Genomic DNA, 17,009 nt, shown 5'->3' with positions numbered 1-17,009 from the left:
GAAGGGCCGGTCAGCGGCGGTTCGGTCTCGGGAGTGATAATATGATGTCCGTCATTTATTCCAACAATCGGACGCGCGCAACCAAATCCCGCGCAACCGGCATATGGATGATGAGGATTTCCGCGTTGTGCGTGCCAGAGCAACGAAGTTCGGGTTTCTCGTAGCTCAGGCCGACCATCCCGTGGCTTCGCGACGCTACACCGTAATCCCGCGAAGGAAAGTCAGCATCGCATCGTTAAATTGCACCGGCCGCTGCAGGGGCGCGAAATGGCTGACGCCGGATAGCAGAACAAGTTCAGCGCCGGGGATGCTGCGGGCGAGATGGTCCGCATGATCGCGTTTGATGAACTCGTCGTGCTCGCTGTGCACGATCGCGACCGGCTCCTTGATCTCGGCGAGATCGGCGGTGGAATAGTTCGGCTCCGTCCGCTGCATCAGGCCGACCGCCTGAACGAAGGCATCAAACTGATCCGGGGTCGCCGACAGGGCGGCGTAGTCCTTTACATGCCGGGAAAAGCAGCGATCGATGATCGGCGTGGGCGCGAATTCCTTGGCGCCGCTGGGGTCCATGTTGCAGGCGAAATAGAAAACGCCCGCTATGCGCTCGGGATTCGTCCTGGCCAGGATCAAACCCGTGCATGCCCCGTCGCTCCACCCCACGACGGCAGCTTTCTCAATAAGCAGCCTGTCCATTACGGCCAACACGTCCGATGCCATCAGCTCATATTTGTAAGGCCGCGAATCGCGCGTGCTGCGTCCATGGCCACGGCTATCGACGACGACAGCCATGTAGCCGGCATCGATCAAGGCCGGAACCTGATATCCCCAATTGCCGCTGTTCCCGAGACCGCCATGCAACAGGATTACAGGCATGCCGGAGCCATAGGCGGCATACCAGATACGGGCGCCGTCATACTCGACATAACCGTTGACATCTGTTTCCGGCAGCGGCGCCGCGCCATTCGCGGCAAATTTTTCGAGATTGTCGTCCTGAAATTCCATGCTGCTCCCCGCTCCAAATTTCGCCCTTATAGCCCATCGTCCTCCGGACTCGAAGGCCGGATGTGGGGCATAATTTGGCTGGAAGAATGAGCGCAGGGCAAGCTCGCCATCCCTGGCATGTCTCACGCATGGCGATCCCGCGTACTGCGGCACCGGCCTCCAGCCCCTTGTGGGCCTCGTGAACGGTTTAGGATGATGCGAAGCTAGTTTCAGACGGCTTATCGCTGCTATTCTGATGTAAAGCTTCGGACAAACCATAGCCAAAAATCAGAAGTCCAGTTGATGCAAACGACCCAGTTGAAACCAAACCGTTCCAAAATATTGCTCGATAACTTTCGTTCATGGATGCATAGGTCTGGTGAACTATGGCTGCTGTTGCAAGAACAAGCAGGGCACTCGCAATCGACACAAAAGTGAAACGAGAATTATGTTGTCGATCGATTACGTCGGTGACTACGCAGAGACCAACGGCGAAAGTCATTGGAATCAGGCACCAAGCAATACAAAAGATAATAAAGCTTGCTGAACCGTATCGTGTCAGATCCGCAAACCCGTGGATATCCCCCGCTCGGAACGCGTATGCCATGGTCGAGATCACGAATGGAACAAAGGCGCATACGGTCGCCGCTACAACGATACCTCGATACTGCAGCATTGGAAATCGTAGAAAGCTATCAAAAAAGATCCATTTGCCTTGCTCAACACGTGATGCCCTAATGAAAAGAGCGGCGAGCCCGGCTGCTGTAAAGCATGCCATTATTGCGACGGTTGTGTACAAAGCGTATTCAAAAGCTTTCAGACGTGCGGGATCGGGAGGGGATATGTAGTCAGCCGTGATCCTGAACAAGAAAAAGATCACAAAGCTGACGACGAATGCTCCCGCGCCAGCAACTAGAGTAGCATTGTAAACCGGGTGGACAGTGTATTGTCGCACCTTGTTGACTAAGGCAAACATCTCTCGAAGAATCGAATCTCTATCTTCGGACGACGATCGAAGATATTCCTTCACCATAGCTCGGTCGTTCAGCGCAAGGATGGCGAACAACGCACAAAGTCGTCTATTTGATATTGATAGCTCGTCACTTTTTTCACGCCAGCGGTCTCCAAGAGTGAGATACCCCTCAAGGTCGGTTGCCGTGAGTTCGCCATTGGCGCCTTCCACGCTTACTTCTGCCGACAGCTCGAGCAGCCTTTGTGCTTGTTCGCGAGTAACTGGTTGCGAAGAGCGGATGCCGCCCTTTGTCAAAAGGTAAATAATAGTTTTGGACGAAGAGGTCACGCCGATCAGTTCGTCAACCTCCCGCTTTAAGCCTTTTACTTTTGGACGCAATACATCGAAGACATCTTTGAGCTTCTCATATTCTCCGGGAGACCATATCGATCCGCCATCAATCGTCCATCGTCCGAAAAGCTCGTTCCCGACTGTACGTCGAGCAGCATTGTGGGCATCTTCATGCATCGCCCCCGTAGCCGTCACGAGGTTATAGACTTTCCAGTATTTGCTTAGTTCCGGCTGATATTTTTGCTCTCTCTCCAAAAAACCCTTCAGCTCACTTTGAGATAAGCTCTTTGCCCGGCGAAAGAACTCATCTGGGATGTTTGAAGCGCTCAGAGCAAACCGCCGCAACATCTCCTCAATTTGGTCAACTCCTTTCACGGATGGAAGAAGGCCAACCACCAAAAGTGCACAGCCCAGCGGCCATGCCCCGCCCTGATACTCTGGGATGTTTCCGATAAAATTGGGTACGAAAGGTTTTGAAAGACAAAGAAACAAAAATAAGATTACAAGGAGTATGGTGTAAATTAAGTATGATCTTCGGAAGAGATCTTTACCGACAATTGCCGGCAAAGTTAAAAGTCTGACAAAATCAAACTCCTCGGCGCGAGGTGCAGTCATTTGCAACCTATTTCGCGCATGGAACGCAATAATAACTACGCCGACCACGAACGATATGACAAAATTATCGCCATTCCTCGCCAATTGCACGAGGTTGCTATAGATTTGTGCAAGTTCGGCCCACATCAGCATCTACTTATCTGTGGGTTGCACTGAGCAATGGCACTATTTGGTTGAGCAACCAATAAGCCGGCGGTGACTAATGCTGCGATTAGAGCGGCATGTAAAAGAAACCTGTTTGTCATTTGCTCCTCCCTTTTCCACTCTGGAACCGTGTTGTCGGTTGCATTAGGAATATGTAATATACAACTAAAATACTTTTTTGCAATGTTTAGTTTGTGCCAACGATGAAATGCACGTCGGTAAGCCGAGCTAGCCGCTGGGAGGGAAGCCTCAATGTTTCAAGTGGACTGGGATTTCAGCTTAAAATCGATGGTCGAAACTCCGAGAGCCTGGATCAGATCGTCCTTTCGGGCCGGCGTGGGCCATTCTTTACTAAAAGGAGCTTTAGACGCAACAAGACGGTTGCGCGTCAATTCCAGGCGGAGTACAAAACGAGCAACTAGGAGGTTGCTCATGAATTCCGATCGAATTGAAAAGAAGATCGTCCTGAAAGCGACTCAGGAACGAGTGTGGCGCGCCATCAGCGATTCGGCGTGCTTCGGCAGTTGGTTCGGGGCTGAGATCGACGGCCCGTTCGTTGCCGGAAAGGAGGCGGTTGGGCGCATTGTGCCGACAAAGGTTGATCCGGAGGTTGCCCGGCTACAGGAACCTTATGTCGGATATCCCTGGCGTGTGGTGGTGGAGCGGATCGAGCCGATGACGCTGTTTTCGTTCCGCTGGCATCCAGGTGCCGCTGATCCCCACGCGGACTATTCCAGCGAGCCTATGACGCTCGTGACATTTGAGCTTGCTATGGTCGATGGCGGCACCTTGCTCACCATTACCGAGTCGGGTTTCGAACAGCTTCCGCTTGATCGGCGCGCGAAGGCCAGGGAAGGCAACGACGCTGGCTGGGCACATCAGACCAAACTGATCGAAAAATATCTTGCTCTTGATGAGCAATCCTGAGGCGCCGCGATGCTGAACTGTGGCGACAGCGCCGTTAACTTGTCGGGTGCCGCACCGATCTTCTCTGCCTTGGGTGATCCGGTCCGACTGGCAATAGTCGCGCGACTATGCAAGGACGGGCCGCTTCCGACCATTGAGTTGAAGCAATGTGCCGATGGTGTCTCCCGTCAGGGCGTCACCAAGCATCTGCAGGTGCTCGAAGAGGTCGGCCTCGTCGAGAGCGACCGAACAGGACGGGACCGGCAGTGGCGACTGCAGGCCCAACAGCTCGTCGCTGTGCGTGACTACCTCGGCTGGATTTCGGCTCAATGGGACCAACGGTTGGAATTATTGAGGGCGTTTGTAGAAGACGACGCCTGAGGCAGGAGTATTGTCCCGAACCTCACGCATCGTCGGCATTGATCGTCTGCGCAGAGATGCTCCCGTGAGGTTCAGCACTTCCAGCTTGAAGCGAGAATGATGCTGCACATATCGATCCGCCGAAACTGTGGGTCCTTGAACGCCAGGACATCGTCGTTGAATGTCCCGAATGTACTGTCGGGGCGGTGCTTCATGCCCTCATAGAATGCATCGATGATCCCATGCTTGAACTGGACTTCTCGGGGAAAGGCGGCGATGACGGCCTCGCGCTGCGCCTCGGTAAACTGGTCGTAGCCGCGGCCGGCCACATCCATGCCGGCTCCCGCCTGCACCAGCGCGATTTCCGGACGCATGAATTCCGGTATGCCCGGAGTCGTGTGGAGAGCCACGGCGTTCCAGACCGTTTCAACATCGCTTTCGGAAATCCCGCGCTGCCGCAGAAAATCGCGCGCAGCGTTGGCGCCGTCCACTTCGAAGCGGTGATGGCTGTGTTCATAATGCGATGTGAGGCCGATGTCGTGGAACATGGAGGCCGTGTAGAGCAGCTCCGGGTCGAAGCTCAGGCATTTCCGATTCCCCGCCAAGGCGCCCCAGAAATAGACGCGAGCCGAGTGATGGAAGAGCAAATCGCTCTCGGTGTCGCGAATGAGCTCGGTCACTTCGCGCGCGAGGTTGCTGTCGGGTATTTTTACGCCGGCAATCTCATTGATGACCATTTTCCTTACTCCATCACATCTTCTTTTGATCGTAGTTCGCACTGCGCCGGCCTAATCTTCAAGGACGGCCTGCGGCGTGTTTCGGAAGCTGATGGCCATGCGATTGTAGCTGTTCATCAGGCTGATCGCGAGCGTGAGGTCGACGAGTTGCTTCTCGTCAAAAACGGCTCGCGCGGCTTCGTATGCGCTATCAGGCACACCGGTCTCGGCGACGCGCGTCACGCTCTCGGCCCAGGCAAGCGCGGCGCGTTCGGTCTCGTTGAAGAGATTGTCGACTTCCTCCCAGGCCTGCACCAACGCAAGCTTCTCGATTTTCACTCCCTTCTTGATGAGGTCGCGGGTGTGCATGTCGAGACAATAGGCGCAGTTGTTGATCTGCGAGACCCGCAGATAGACGAGCTCCACCAGTTCGGCAGGCAGACCGCTCTGCATGACATAGCCATAGACGCTGCCGAGCGCCTTGGCTCCGTTGGGAGCGATCTGGTTGTAGTTGAGCCTCTTCGTCATTGTTCTGGCTTCTTCAATTTCATTTGACAGGAGTGGTCAGCGCCTTCTCGTCGGTGTCGACGACGAAGACCGCGAGTAGCTTCGCCGGCTTGATCTTGCTTGCATTTCGGCTGATCGGGTGGCTGGCATCCGGCGGTTCGGACCAGCTCTCGCCGGCCTTGTAGATGTGGGTTTCGCCATTGTTCACCTTCGACTCGATCTCACCCGAGATCACATAGGCGTAGATGAAGGCCGACTTCGCATGTCTGTGCGGCGGAGAAGCCGCGCCTGGTGCATAGTCGACTTCGAGAGCGACGAGCGACTTGCCGGGGATGTTCGGAATCGCTTGATTGAACTTCGGCGTGACTGTTTCGGCCCGGCTGTCATGTGCCAAGCCGGACCCGGCAATCGTGAAGGCGAAGGCTGCGCAGGTGGCAGCGACGATACTACGGATGTTCATGGGCTTCCTCTTTCTGTCTACCCAAAGATGACTCATATTGGGCCAGAAAAAAGTACCAAGTACGCGAAGAAGTCGTGTACCATGACAGCATGAACAAGCCGCTGAACCTGAATCTCGATCGCACGGCCAAGATATCTTTGTCGGAGCAGATCCGAAGAGGAGTGACCACGGCGATCGAGGGTGGCGTGCTGGAGCCGGGTGCGCGCTTACCCTCATGGCAAGACCTCGCGGCTCAACTCGGTGTCGCGCGCGGTACCGTGCGGACCGCCTATGAGAAGCTGGCGGCCGCACAGTTGATCGAGGCTTCGAGAGCGGCCGGCACGCGGGTCGCCCAACGTCCTCGCGGCAGCGCAAGGAGCGAGCAGCCGTCGGACGCAGGCTCGTTCATGGAAATCTATCGGGAGATGACACAGGGGCCCGCGTTCTTCCAGATGGGCGTGCCTGCAACCGAGACCTTCCCGGCGACATTGTTCGCGCGCATTCACGCGCACGCGGTACGCGCCGAGGCGAGCGCTCCACCTCTCTATCCCGATCCCCGCGGCGAGATCGAGTTGAGGCGGGAAATCGCCGGCTATCTTGCCGTCTCCCGTGGCATTAATTGTTCGCCGTCGCAGGTTATCATCACCGGCGGGTTCAACGCAGGGCTGGGCCTGACGCTCGGCGTTCTTGGCCTGGGCGGGCACGCCGCATGGGTCGAGAATCCGGGATTCCCCTGGTCCAGAAAGGGACTTGAGCTAGCCCGCCTGTCCCTTGCTCCGATCCCGGTCGATGTTGACGGTATCGGTGTCGACCATGGGCTGCGCCACCATCCCGATGCCAAGCTTGTCCTCGTGACTCCCGGTCAGCAGGCGCCGCTCGGTCCCACCTTGTCGCTTGAGCGGCGTCTTCGCCTGCTCGAATGGGCAGCCGCGAACGAGGTTTGGGTGATCGAGGACGACTATCTGAGCGAGCTGCAACTGACAGGCCGGGCCGCGCCGGCGCTCGCATCGCTGGACCGGGACGGACGTGTCATTCACATCGGCTCGTTCAGCAAGACGATCAGCCCGACTGTTCGGCTTGGCTTTCTGATCGCGCCGGTCGAGCTGCTCTCTCGGTTCGGGGAGGTGGCCGCGTGTCTAGCGCCGCCGCCGGGCCCGGCGGTGCAACTCGCAACGGCCGGGTTCATGCATGAGGGTCACTATATACGCCATCTCCGGCGCACAAAGCGCGCCTATGCCGCCAAACGCCAGGCGCTGTTGGATTGCCTTCAACCATTTGTCGGCGCCGATCGTATTGCCGCACCCGGCCTAGCCGTGCTGCTGAAGCTGCCCAACGGAACATCGGATCTGGCCATCGCCCGCGAAGCCGCGGCGTTCGGCATGTCTCCGTCACCGCTTTCGGCTTGGTATGTGTCGCCTGCCGGCGCCGAGTCCGGGCTTCTGCTTGGTGTCGCGACGGCGCCAACGAAGAACCTTGCTCGATCCTGTGATCGGCTCTTCGAAGTAATTCGGCGATTGACCCGATCAACTTAAAGCTGAACCGCGCAGTTTAGGTGCGGGGGAGGGTGGGCCCCCCAATCCTTTACCTGGTTCCGACTTCGAGAACGATTTTCCCTTTCGGCGTAGGGCGTAGGCCCTCAAGCATCAGATGCGCCTCGTATGCATCCGTAAGGGGGAGGACAGTACCGACCCGTGTTCTCAACGCACCGCTGTCGATCAGGCCTGCGATCTCCGTCAGGTACCGAGTTGTGACGTTTACGAGAAAGAAGGCCGCGTCGACCCCATGCCTCTTCGCAAGTTCCTGATCCGGTTGGGACACAGCGGAGGTCAGCTTGCCGCCACGCCTCAGGACCTGAAACGAGCGCTGCTGCGTTTCACCGCCGACGAGATCGAAAACGGCATCCACATCTCGGGCCGCGTCCTCGAAACGCTCGGTGTGATAATCAACCAGCGTGTCTGCCCCGAGTTCGCGCAGATAGGCAAAGTCTTGCTTGGCGGCTGTGACAATGGTTTGAATTCCTGCCCGTCGGGCGAGTTGCACCGCGTAGGCCCCGACATTGCCGGCCGCCCCATGAATGAGCACGGTCTGGACAGCCTTGAGCTGGGCCTCATCGAACAGCCCCTGCCAAGCCGTGACAGCGATGACAGGAACGGAGGCCGCGTCGATGTAGTTGAGTGAGGTTGGCTTGCGCGCGATCATTGCCGCAGATGCCAGTGCATACTCGGCATATGCCCCGATGAACCGCGGGTTCGTGACGCCATAGACCTGATCTCCAACGGCTAGGTCTGCGACATCTGGCCCGAGGGCCTCGATCTCCCCGGACAGGTCGGAGCCGAGCGTAAGCGGGAGTGGCTGCGGCAAGGCACTTTTTCCTGCCCTGATCCATCCATCCCATGGGCCTACCCCAGCGGCATGGACTTTGATCAGGACTTCACCGGGGCCGGGAGTGGGTCGGGAAATGGACTCGAATGTCATTGCGGGCGGAGGGCCGAACTCATGCACGCGCCACGCCATCATGGATAGATTGTTTTGGTCCCGAACGGCGTCGTGGACAATGTTTTCAGTGGTCATCTTGGGCTCCTTGCGAGATGGTGTCGATCGACGTCCTCTCATGGGCCGAATATGGCTCATTCTGGGCCTGAAAAAAGCACCAAAAACTCGAATAAGGAGTGTACCAGCCAGGCGAGCAAACCACTGAGCCCAAGTCTCGGTCATGCGGCAAAGGTCCCTTTGACAGGCAGAGAAGGTCGAATCGACCTGAAATCTGAATCCGTCTCTAAATCAAAAAGTTAGAGCGGGATGTCGCCCGAAAACCGCGCACACTTTTCGGCATCCCGCTCTAGGCACCGACACCTGCTGGTTTTGTTGCGGTCAGGCTGCGCCGCGTGCGCTGCCGGTCGAATAGGCAGGGAAGTCCGTGTAACCCACTTCTCCGCGCCGGGTGTAATAGGTCGACCGGTCCGCTACGGCTAGCGGCCAGCCGTGCTTGAGACGTTCGGCAAGGTCCGGGTTTGCGATATAGGGTCTGCCGAAGGCGATCAGGTCAACCAACCGGGTGTCGAGTGCGCTCTCAGCTTCCTCGCGGCTGGTGAAGCCGCCGCACCAGATGATCGCGCCGGGAAAGGCGGTCCGAACCTTGGCAAGCACGGCATGGTCGATGTGGTGCTTCTTGAACTCCGCGGTCTCCATGTTTCCTGCAGGCATGAGCTCATAGACCAGATGGATATAGGCGACGCCGCGCTGTCCGAGTTGCTGTGAAACATAAAGCAATGTTTCCTCGGCAAGCGTGTCCACCGGCATGGAGTTGAAATATCCGAAGGGAGACAGGCGAACACCGACCCGCCCCGGACCCAGCTCGCGCACGGCCGCATCCACCACCTCCATCAGGAACCGGGTGCGATCTTCCACGCTGCCGCCTCCGTAGCGATCGGTGCGCGTATTGAGCACTGAGTTCATGAACTGCTCAAGCAGATAGCCGTTGGCGGCATGGAGTTCGACACCATCGAAACCGGCCTGACGCGCATTGGCAAAGGCCTGGGCAAAGGTGCCGACCAGAGCCGACACTTCCTCTGTTTCGAGGCGCCTTGGCGTACCTGCGCGCATATAGCCCAACTTGCCGTCCGCATCGTGGGCAAATACATCCGAGTTCTCGGCCGGCTGCTCGGTCACGCCCCAAGGGGCCTCGCCATTCGGCATGAGCGAGGGATGCGCCATTCTACCGACATGCCACATCTGCGAAAACATCGTGCCGCCTTTGCGATGAACTTCATCAGTCACCAAACGCCAGCCACGCAGTTGGGCCTCCGTGTAGATGCCGGGCGTCATGGCATAGCCATTACTGGAAGGAGCAACGTCGGCTACCTCGGCGACGATCAGGCCGGCACCGGCTCTTTGCCCATAATAGGTTGCCATCAACGCATTGGGGACGTCGCCATCGGATGTCCGCGTCCGGGTCATGGGCGGCATGACGATGCGGTTCTTCAGCGGAACAGTACCGCCGAGCCATTGAGATTCGAACAGGCCCACCATAGATACTCCTTCGGTTGTTGCCGATCGAAGGTCTACTTTTTGGCAGCTATCCCAATCTACACACCCTTTGGTCAGTGGTGGCAAATGAAGCTCATCAAGAGACTGCCGGGCTTGCCGGCCGAGCGTGCGCTGGGTGTCCTTTCCGGACGATGGAAGGCGGTTCTGCTTTATACGCTGCTGGATGGCCCGCAACGCACCTGCGATCTGGAGAAGCGCATTTCAGGCATCACCCAGAAGGTGCTGATCGATCAACTGCGGGCGCTCGAAGAACATGGGATGGTGAGCCGACAGCCTTACGCCGGGGATAGTCAGGGGATCGAATACTTGCTTACCCCGCTCGGCGAAAGCGTTCGGCCCATCTTGGAGTCCCTAATCGAATGGGGAGTCCATCACGCTGAAGAATTGGACGAGGTCCATAGGCTTCTGCCATGCGATGCCGTCGTTCGAGACCGCCCCAGCTGACGCCCATTGGCTATTGCTGGACGAGACGTCCAGCGCCTAAGGGATAGCCACCTTCGGCTCCATAAGCTGTTGCGCGAGCAAGCCAGCGTGCGGCGTGAGCGCAGAGAAATCGCGCGCGCAAAGATAAAGCTGCCTAAGCGCCCAGGTATCTCGCAGCGGCACGATAGCCAGGCCGGGATGCCGCAAATCTTTGGCTGGTGCCTCCGATAAAATTGCGATGCCCACACCTGATTCAACCATCATCGCAATGTTCTCGATGCGCCTGAGTTGAATGCGATAGTAAATCTGACGACCGAGGCGGGCTGCGCGCTCTCCCAAATGAGCTTCCAGCGCCGCATCGGAAGAGCCGATGAACGGCTCACCCACGACTTCCGCAAAAGCGATCGATCGTTGATCGCTGATGCGATGCGTTTTGCTTGCCACCACGACGAGTTGATCTTGCGCGATAAAACGAGTTTGCAAGGCTGCCAAGTCGGCGGTGTCAGCCACAACGCCCAAATCAGCACGACCTTCCGCGATGGCCAGCGCAATCTCAGTGCTTGGACGTTCGTGGAGGTCGATAGAAAGATCGGGATAGGCTAGCAAGAACCGGCCGAGTTGATGCGGCAGAAACGAAGCCAACCCAGCCGTGTTGGACAAGAGCCTGATGCGCCCTTTCAGGCCGGCGCCGTAGCCGCGCAGTTCTCCACGCATCTGCTCCACTTGGCCCAGGATCAAGCGGGCATGGCGCATCAGGGCATCACCGGCTGCAGTCGTAGTGACCCCCCGCCTGTTTCGCTCCAGAAGTTGCGCGCCAAGCGAAGCTTCCATTCCGGAAATGCGCTCGCTCACGGATGCGAGAGCTAGATTCATGATCTCGGCGCCCCTGGTGAGGCTGCCTTGCTCCACCACGGTCAGGAACAACCGCAAATCCGTCAAATCGAAGCGCAATGCCTTTCCTTCGTTTCTGCCGAACTTTCCCATCGGAAACTACCAATTGTGACGTTTGGATCGGTCGCTTATTTTACTGCGTGCGACGTCAGACTTCCCGATTTTCAACAGCAACGCAAGGGATTGATGAGGTTAGGACCGTGATGAGAGCTGGTTCGCCCGCCGGCTCGTCGCGCCATGAGCTGCGTAGGTGCCATCGGCCTACGCGAAGTCATCAATCCAACATTTTCCGGGCCGGGTAAGCCAAAATGAACGAATACTTTTCGCCGCATGTCCTGATCATCACATTGACCTTCTTCCTTGCCGGGATCGTCAAGGGCGTGGCGGGGATGGGGCTGCCAACCGTCGCCATGGGTGTTCTCGGTGCGATCATGTCGCCAGTCAGCGCAGCTTCGCTGCTGGTTATCCCATCCTTTGTCACCAATTTTTGGCAGCTATTTACCGGGCCGAGTTTCCTGGCCCTGATGCAAAGGCTTTGGCTGATGATGCTCGGCATCGTGATTGGTACACTCGCCGGCTCGTTTCTTCTGACGAGCGCCAATCCGGAATACGCGAGTGTTGGATTGGGCTCGGCATTGGTTCTCTATGCAGTGTACAGCCTCCGGGCGAAGCCGTTCTCGGTTCCCGCTCGCTTTGAGCGCTTGCTATCGCCTGTCATAGGGTTGGCGACCGGGGTAATCAACGGAGGAACCGGGGTTTTTACGATCCCAGCCGTTCCCTATCTCCAGGCCCTCGGCCTTTCCAAAGATAATCTTATTCAGGCACTCGGGCTTTCGTTCACGGTCTCGACAATCGCCCTTGCGGCGGGCCTCGCTCGCGGCGGAGCTTTTCATCTTGAAAACATTGCTTTGTCTACACTTGCCATCATTCCAGCGTTGCTGGGCATGTGGGTCGGAACAGCGATCCGCGAGCGCATAAGCGCCGCAACTTTTCGGCGCTGGTTCCTGATCTTCCTTGCCATTGTTGGCCTTGAACTCGTCGTTCGCCCACTCTTCTTCTGAGGCGGATGACGATGCCCAGATCGCATGTCAGACGAAAAGGGGGCGGATTGTATATTTTCGATGGCGTCGGCCAGGGCAAGACGATGCTCATGGAGCTTTTCGAGCATCATGGGGCCGAAGAGCAATCTGCTCCGTACCTTGGCGGCGATCTCTAGCTCTGGCGTAAAATCGGATACTCTGGCGTGCCCAGTTTTGATATGGCGGGCCACGAACGATGAAGATGGGCACTATATCTACGCCATAGCCACCTAAGGCGCGCTATTACTCTCCCTCATCGGCAGCACTCGGCTATCCACCGCCACAGGACGGCGGATAGCCATTTATGGACAAAGGACTCAGGCGCCGAGGAAAAGCCTCGCGTGGGCCACGAACAGTTCCGGATATTGGTAGATGGAGCCGTGGCCCGAGTCGGGATAAATGATGAGCTGAGCGTTCGGCAGGTTCTGCTGTAGCGTGAGAGAATGTATGGTTGGGATGATGGCGTCATCGCTGCCCTGCACGATCAGCGTGGGCTGCTTGATCGATTTCAGGTAGTCGAGGGCATTCTCACCCGGCGTGATCCACTTGCCGATCGCCTCGCCCTGCGCGGCAACGGTCTGCTCGCTCACTTCCGGGTCGCGATCCCGACGGCTCAGCTTGCGTTCGATGAAGGCGAGGCCGGCTTTACGACTTGTTTCGGTGGGCTTGAAATGGACCGCCAGCCAGAGATGTTCCGGCGGGTCATAACTGCCCGCGAAGATCTCGGCCGAGCGGCTGGCCGTCATGTCGTTGCCGCGATGGCCCGTGCCCACGAGAATGAGCTTGCGAACGAAGTCACCTCCCTGCAGAGCTATTTCCTGTGCGACGAAACCGCCGATCGAGATGCCGAGCACATCGACCTGCTTAAGGCCAAGCGCGCGGATGAAGGCAAGCGCGTTGGCGCCCATCTCCTGGAAGCTGCTCGGCGTCTCGCCCGAGGAATTGGAAACGCCGGCATTGTTGAACAGGATCACCTCGCGGGACTGGGCGAGGCCATCGGTTACCGCCGGATCCCAATAGTCCATGGTTCCGGTATAGTGCTGGTTGAAGACCAGCGGCATGCCGCCGGGCTTGCCGAAGCGGCGATAGGCGAAGCGGATGCCGTTCGCCTCGACATATTGCGTCGGGGCGGTCTCATGTGTGTAGGTCATGGCGTACTTCCTGAAGATTGGGGTCTGAAAGGGGTCAGGCCGTGAAGCTGGAGCGCGCGGCGACCTTGTCGTACCAACGGCGCGTCGCGCTGTTCCCTTCCGGGATCGCGAGATCCAACGCTTTGGTGGCGAAATCGACCGTGACGATTGCGGTGATATCGGCCACGCTGAACCAATCGCCCGCGACGAAAGGCGCCTCGCCGAGCCTGGCTTCGAGATCGGTATAGAAGTTGGCAATCCGCTGATAGCCTCGCTCCACGAGACCTGGAATCTGCTCGTAATCGTGTGCGCCGGCGATCGCGCGCCCTTTGAGCCCGGCAACCTTGTTGCGGACGGTTTCCATCACCGCGGCAAAGCCCTCAAGTTCCATCCGGCGCTCCCACATGGTCACCAGCGCCTTGTTGGTGGCAGATGTGCCGAGAAGCGGCGTTTCGGGGTACACCTCTTCGAGATAGCGCAGGATCGCGGGCACTTCGCCGATCGCCGTCCCGTCTTCGAGAACGAGCGTCGGGACGACCCGGCGCGGATTGATTTTAGCGTAGGCTTCGGAGAATTGCTCCTTCGCGCCAAGATCGACGGGGACGCGCGAGACGCAAATTCCCTTCTCTGCGACAAAGATGCGAACGCGGCGCGAATTGGGCGAGCCGCTCGACTCGTACAGTTTCAGATGATCGGGTGACATGGCAGGTCCTTTGAATGAGTGTCCGGGGAAGCCGCGTGTGCGGTTGGGGGGGGCCGGGCTACAGCCCGGCCCTGGCTTTCTGGGTCAGCCGGCCGACTTGCCGCCGTCGACGGTCAGGATATGGCCAGTGACGAAGCTGGCGTCGTCCGAGGACACGTAGAGGATGGCGCGTGCGATCTCGTCGGGCTGGCCGATCCGCTTCTGGGCATTGAGCGTGGCCAGATAGGCCTTGACCTCTTCGCCACCGGTGAAGCGGTCGAGCATGCCGGTCTGGATCGGCCCTGGCGCCACCGCGTTGACCCGGATGCCGAGACTGCCCACCTCGAGCGCCACCGACTTGGTTAGACCTTCCACAGCGTGCTTGCTGGCGGAGTAAATCGATGCGCCGGCGCCACCTTCATGACCGAAGGTCGAGGAGATGTTGACAATGCTGCCTCTCCCTTGCGCCTGCATCACGCGCAACTCGTGTTTCATGCTGAGGATCGTGCCGAGGACGTTGGTGTCGAAGGTCGCGGCATAGGTTTCCGCGGTCTGCTCGACAGTCGGGCCGGGTTGTCCCTCGGTGCCGGCGGCATTGACGGCAATGTCCAGCCGGCCGAAGCGCTTGATGGTCGCATCGACGAGCGCACGAACATCGTCCCCATGGCGCACGTCGGCGCGGACGAACTCGGCTTCCGTACCGGCGGCGCGCAACTCGGCGACGAGAGCCGCCCCGGCGGCGTCATGGCGGCCGGAGGCAACGATCTTTGCTCCCTTCTGTGCAAAGGCGAAAGCGGTGGCGCGGGCGATGCCGGTAAGTGCGCCGGTGATCAGGACTACGGGCGTATTCATGTTATTTCCTTTCGAAACGGCGTTTTGGTGACCATGCCTGGGTAGTCTGGCTTGGTAGCCGTGTGGTTTGGGGCCTGAGTAAATTCAGCTGGAAAACCCGGCTGGTGAAAAGGAAATAGGCCTTGAAAGCTTCCGTGAAAAAGACTTTGTTTCTTGGTCTCCATGCCTGTAAAGTATGGTCATGGACTTACGTCACCTCCGATATTTCATTGCCGTCGCCGAGGAAGGCAGCTTGACCGTCGCTGCGGAGAAGCGGCTGCATACGGCGCAGCCGTCTCTCAGCCGGCAGATGCGCGACCTCGAAGTTGAGCTTGGGTGCGAACTCATGATCCGCGGGGCCAAAGGCGTCGAACTAACCGCTGCCGGCAGGGTGTTTCTCGACCATGCACGCGCAGTGCTCGTTCAAGTCGAAGCAACGGTCGAGGCGACGCGACGCGCGGCGGCGCCAGCCAAGGCGTCTTTCGTTCTCGGCTTCCTAACCGGCTACGAGTTTGATTGGCTGCCCGCGGTCATGCGCATCATGCGTGACGAGCTACCCAATACCGAGGTTGTCATTCTCAGCCTCTCATCGCCCGATCTGGCAGACGGACTAATGCGGGGCAAGATTGATCTTGCCTTCCTCCGGCATGAGCGCAATGCGCCGGGAATCGTCTTCACTCGGCTGACCGACGAGCCGCTTATCGTGTTGATGCCGGTGGATCACCATCTGACGGAGCGCAGCGCCATCACCCCCGATGACATAACGGGCGAGCAGCTTGTCGGTGTTCCCCACGACAAATCCCCGGCGTTGAGAGCGGTGACTGACGCCTATGGGGTCAAGCTTGGGATTGATCTCACCCCTGACCATTACGTCGATAACCTCGCGATGGCGATGTCACTGGTCACCTCGACCCGCGGCATTGCTCTGATGCCGCTCTATGCGCGCAATCTGTTGCCTTCCACTGTCGTCAGTAGACCGCTTGCCGGCGTACAGCCGACGATCGACCTCTCGCTTGGCTATAGCGAAGCCAACACGTCACCACTTCTTAAGACCATTGTATCGAGGATTGGCGAGCTGAAATTTGCCAATCGCTGAGTGTCGTGTTGCTTGGCCTATGTGGCGGGAAAGGCCGTGACGTCCAGAGGGCTTGCCGAGAAGGGCTATGTGGCAACGCGAAACAACCCGCATTTGCACGCATAGAGCATGCCGATTCCACGCTATGGCCACCTTCAACACGCTATACTACGCTGAAACTTGATGGCGGACAGGGAGGGATTCGAACCCTCGGTACGCTTTCACGTACACACGCGTTCCAGGCGTGCGCCTTAAACCACTCGGCCACCTGTCCTTTGGCGTTTCGCAACCGGTCAGGAGGCAAATCGTCGGAACGGCCGCGATATATACCGATGAATTTCTCAGGATCAACCCGAATCTGACAGATTTTTGACTTCCAGACAGAAAACTCTGGGCCTGTCCTCCATTGCGCTCGTCTGGCTCTCAACCTATCTAGAGAGGTGGATAGGCAAAGTGCGATTGGCCGGTAGTCTATGGCCGACGGGTAATGAGAATTCGGAGAGCTCGATGCGTTTCTTGTTGCGTTTTGCCAGCCTCGTTGCGCTCGTCGTTGCGGTGATCGCCGGCACCATCGATTCCATCCAGTCGGTCGCGGCCTCCGCCGTGGTGGTGACCCCGATGGGGGATGCCTGGAACGATGTCAGCCCGTCATCGCTTGCAACGGTCCAGTCGCTGATTTCCTATTATATCCATCCGCGTCTCTATGATCTGGCCATGCAGTGGGTGCTATTTCAGCCGGCCTTCGCGGTGTTCCTGGTAATCTCGCTGATTCTGTGGATGATTGCCTACAAGAAGCCGCCGGTTGCAGGTCGTTTCAGCGTCTGAGACTATCAGGCCATCGCGAGAATTCAGCCAACCGGGCGCTGGAGACGGGAGAGGG

18 protein-coding genes and 1 tRNA gene are annotated in these 17,009 nt (G+C 58.2%); 7 read left to right on the top strand and 12 right to left on the bottom strand.

Annotated features, from left to right (window positions below):
• Positions 1–195: 195 nt before the first annotated feature.
• Together PY649_RS14905 and PY649_RS14900 are read right to left on the bottom strand one after the other, a co-directional pair.
• Positions 196–1,002 (bottom strand): alpha/beta fold hydrolase, encoded by an 807-nt coding sequence (locus PY649_RS14905; RefSeq protein ID WP_285869262.1) that lies wholly within the window; start codon positions 1,000–1,002, stop codon positions 196–198.
• Positions 1,003–1,189: 187 nt separating this feature from the next.
• Positions 1,190–3,025, bottom strand: a complete 1,836-nt coding sequence (locus PY649_RS14900; RefSeq protein WP_285869261.1) for a hypothetical protein — start codon at positions 3,023–3,025, stop codon at positions 1,190–1,192.
• A gap of 450 nt (positions 3,026–3,475) precedes the next feature.
• Between PY649_RS14900 and PY649_RS14895 the strand changes: the two genes are divergently transcribed.
• Entirely contained in the window at positions 3,476–3,970 is a 495-nt protein-coding gene (locus PY649_RS14895; protein ID WP_285869260.1) for an SRPBCC family protein, read from the top strand.
• 9 nt (positions 3,971–3,979) lie between these two features.
• Positions 3,980–4,330, top strand: coding sequence for an ArsR/SmtB family transcription factor (locus tag PY649_RS14890; RefSeq protein ID WP_285869258.1), 351 nt, complete (start codon positions 3,980–3,982; stop codon positions 4,328–4,330).
• 71 nt (positions 4,331–4,401) lie between these two features.
• Here the strand turns inward: PY649_RS14890 and PY649_RS14885 are convergent, their stop codons facing one another.
• The 3 genes from PY649_RS14885 to PY649_RS14875 are packed head-to-tail and all read right to left on the bottom strand — an operon-like array spanning position 4,402 to position 5,992.
• Complete coding sequence (locus PY649_RS14885; RefSeq protein WP_285869257.1) at positions 4,402–5,046, bottom strand: HD domain-containing protein; 645 nt, start codon at positions 5,044–5,046, stop codon at positions 4,402–4,404.
• A gap of 51 nt (positions 5,047–5,097) precedes the next feature.
• Positions 5,098–5,553, bottom strand: a complete 456-nt coding sequence (locus PY649_RS14880; RefSeq protein ID WP_285869255.1) for a carboxymuconolactone decarboxylase family protein — start codon at positions 5,551–5,553, stop codon at positions 5,098–5,100.
• 19 nt (positions 5,554–5,572) lie between these two features.
• Positions 5,573–5,992, bottom strand: a complete 420-nt coding sequence (locus PY649_RS14875; protein ID WP_285869254.1) for a cupin domain-containing protein — start codon at positions 5,990–5,992, stop codon at positions 5,573–5,575.
• A gap of 89 nt (positions 5,993–6,081) precedes the next feature.
• Between PY649_RS14875 and pdxR the strand changes: the two genes are divergently transcribed.
• Positions 6,082–7,503 (top strand): MocR-like pyridoxine biosynthesis transcription factor PdxR, encoded by a 1,422-nt coding sequence (pdxR, locus tag PY649_RS14870; protein ID WP_285869424.1) that lies wholly within the window; start codon positions 6,082–6,084, stop codon positions 7,501–7,503.
• A gap of 49 nt (positions 7,504–7,552) precedes the next feature.
• Here pdxR and PY649_RS14865 read toward each other — a convergent pair whose 3' ends face one another.
• Both PY649_RS14865 and PY649_RS14860 read right to left on the bottom strand, forming a co-directional pair.
• Positions 7,553–8,488 (bottom strand): NADP-dependent oxidoreductase, encoded by a 936-nt coding sequence (locus PY649_RS14865; RefSeq protein WP_432761362.1) that lies wholly within the window; start codon positions 8,486–8,488, stop codon positions 7,553–7,555.
• Positions 8,489–8,842: 354 nt separating this feature from the next.
• The gene (locus PY649_RS14860; RefSeq protein WP_285869251.1) at positions 8,843–10,000 is read right to left on the bottom strand and encodes an alkene reductase; all 1,158 of its coding nucleotides are present in this window, start codon (positions 9,998–10,000) and stop codon (positions 8,843–8,845) included.
• A gap of 84 nt (positions 10,001–10,084) precedes the next feature.
• On the opposite strand from PY649_RS14860, the gene PY649_RS14855 reads away from it, so the two are divergent.
• The gene (locus PY649_RS14855; RefSeq protein ID WP_285869249.1) at positions 10,085–10,462 is read left to right on the top strand and encodes a winged helix-turn-helix transcriptional regulator; all 378 of its coding nucleotides are present in this window, start codon (positions 10,085–10,087) and stop codon (positions 10,460–10,462) included.
• Between the two features lie 36 nt (positions 10,463–10,498).
• Here the strand turns inward: PY649_RS14855 and PY649_RS14850 are convergent, their stop codons facing one another.
• Positions 10,499–11,425 (bottom strand): LysR family transcriptional regulator, encoded by a 927-nt coding sequence (locus PY649_RS14850; protein ID WP_285869248.1) that lies wholly within the window; start codon positions 11,423–11,425, stop codon positions 10,499–10,501.
• Between the two features lie 215 nt (positions 11,426–11,640).
• Between PY649_RS14850 and PY649_RS14845 the strand changes: the two genes are divergently transcribed.
• Complete coding sequence (locus tag PY649_RS14845) at positions 11,641–12,393, top strand: sulfite exporter TauE/SafE family protein (protein WP_285869247.1); 753 nt, start codon at positions 11,641–11,643, stop codon at positions 12,391–12,393.
• Between the two features lie 335 nt (positions 12,394–12,728).
• Here PY649_RS14845 and PY649_RS14840 read toward each other — a convergent pair whose 3' ends face one another.
• The 3 genes from PY649_RS14840 to PY649_RS14830 all read right to left on the bottom strand — a co-directional run bounded on the left by PY649_RS14840 (position 12,729) and on the right by PY649_RS14830 (position 15,075).
• A complete protein-coding gene (locus PY649_RS14840; RefSeq protein WP_285869245.1) occupies positions 12,729–13,562 on the bottom strand; it encodes an alpha/beta fold hydrolase in 834 nt (277 codons plus the stop codon).
• Between the two features lie 34 nt (positions 13,563–13,596).
• Positions 13,597–14,244: a glutathione S-transferase family protein gene (locus PY649_RS14835; RefSeq protein ID WP_285869243.1), complete on the bottom strand. Its 648-nt coding sequence runs from the start codon at positions 14,242–14,244 to the stop codon at positions 13,597–13,599.
• Positions 14,245–14,328: 84 nt separating this feature from the next.
• Positions 14,329–15,075, bottom strand: a complete 747-nt coding sequence (locus PY649_RS14830) for an SDR family NAD(P)-dependent oxidoreductase (protein ID WP_285869242.1) — start codon at positions 15,073–15,075, stop codon at positions 14,329–14,331.
• 181 nt (positions 15,076–15,256) lie between these two features.
• Between PY649_RS14830 and PY649_RS14825 the strand changes: the two genes are divergently transcribed.
• Positions 15,257–16,150, top strand: coding sequence for a LysR substrate-binding domain-containing protein (locus PY649_RS14825; RefSeq protein WP_285869241.1), 894 nt, complete (start codon positions 15,257–15,259; stop codon positions 16,148–16,150).
• A 163-nt stretch (positions 16,151–16,313) separates the two neighbouring features.
• Here PY649_RS14825 and PY649_RS14820 read toward each other — a convergent pair.
• A tRNA-Ser gene (locus tag PY649_RS14820) sits at positions 16,314–16,403 on the bottom strand.
• 233 nt (positions 16,404–16,636) lie between these two features.
• Here PY649_RS14820 and PY649_RS14815 point away from each other — a divergent pair.
• Entirely contained in the window at positions 16,637–16,954 is a 318-nt protein-coding gene (locus PY649_RS14815; protein WP_285869240.1) for a hypothetical protein, read from the top strand.
• The last annotated feature ends 55 nt before the right edge of the window (positions 16,955–17,009 follow it).

This window comes from Rhizobium mayense, assembly GCF_030272705.1.
In the GTDB taxonomy this organism is placed as follows: domain Bacteria; phylum Pseudomonadota; class Alphaproteobacteria; order Rhizobiales; family Rhizobiaceae; genus Rhizobium; species Rhizobium mayense.
The sequence above is the reverse complement of the archived record's forward strand: the minus strand, read 5'-3'. Positions and strand labels throughout refer to the sequence as shown.